A 1,224-nucleotide genomic window follows, 5' to 3' on the forward strand; every position below is an offset into this window, starting at 1 on the left:
AGTGTTCGATGTATGGGATTGACCGATCCAGCTGCTGTCGAGGAGGCGTACGCCGCCTACGAAGCGGCGCATGCGCGGCTCGCGGCCTTGGATTACAGCGGTCTGGATGTGCCGACGTTGTTGGAGTTGCAGTCCCGCCGCGAGAGGTTGAGGTGCGCGGCCGAGGCCGTCGATCACCAGATGCTGGCGGCCGCACAGACCCAGGCCACCGCCAAAGACATCGGGGCCAAGGATTGGCCTGAGGTGTTGCATGTGCGGTTGCGGATCAGCCGCGAGGAGGCCCGCCGGAGGGTCCGCGACACGGATAATTTGGGTCCGCGCTCCGCGATCACGGGCGAGCCGTTGGGTCCGGTGTGGGAACTGGTGGCCGCCGCGCTGGCCGAGGGTGCGATCAACAGTGAGCACGTGCAGGTGATCACCTGGTTCTTCGGCAAGGTCCCGTTGTGGGCGGCCGACCCGGTCACGTTGTTGCAGTGCGAGACCGATCTGGTGGCCGATGCCCGGGTCAAAACCCCCGAAGACCTCCGCAAGGTCGCGGCGGATTTGTTGTACAAGCTGGATCAGGATGGGCCCGAACCCGACGACGATGAGCCGGATCCGAAGCGGTCGTTCGTGATGGGTAAGCAGCGGCCCGACGGACGCACCGACGTCACCGCCGAACTCGATCCGGAAGGCCGCGCCTACTGGCAGGTGTTGTTCGAGAAGTACGCCGCCCCGGGCATGTGCAACCCCGCCGATCCGCAGCCCTGCTACTCCGGGACCCCGACCCAGGAACAGATCGACAACGACACAAGGACTGTGGCGCAGCGGCAGTACGACGCCTTCAAATTCGTGGGCCGGATGATGCTGGCCACCGGAACCTCCGGGGTGCACAACGGGTTCCCCGTCGCGGTGGTCGCCACCTGCACCGTCACCGACCTGGAAAAGCGCACCGGGATGGCGCTCACCCACACCGGCACCAAACTCCCGGTCAAGGATCTGGTGCGGATGGCCGCCCAAGGCTCGGACAACTACCTCGCCATCTTCGATAACCACACCGGCCAACCCCTCTATCTGGGCCGAGCAGCCAGAACCGCCAGCACCGCCCAACGCCTGGCGCTGTTCGCCCGCGACCACGGCTGCACCCGCCCCAACTGCACCGCCCCCGCCTCCCGCTCGCAGGCTCATCACATCACCAACTGGCGCGACGACGGACTGACCAACATCGACACCATGACCCTGGCC

The 1,224-nt window shown here is 66.3% G+C and carries 1 protein-coding gene; it reads left to right on the forward strand.

Annotated features, from left to right (window positions below):
• Nucleotides 1-12: 12 nt before the first annotated feature.
• Nucleotides 13-1,224, forward strand: a 1,212-nt coding sequence (locus VXD91_RS04925) for a DUF222 domain-containing protein (protein WP_346414816.1), incomplete at its 3' end; no start/stop codon positions are given.

This window comes from Mycobacterium sp. SM3041 (genome assembly GCF_039668335.1).
Classification (GTDB): domain Bacteria; phylum Actinomycetota; class Actinomycetes; order Mycobacteriales; family Mycobacteriaceae; genus Mycobacterium.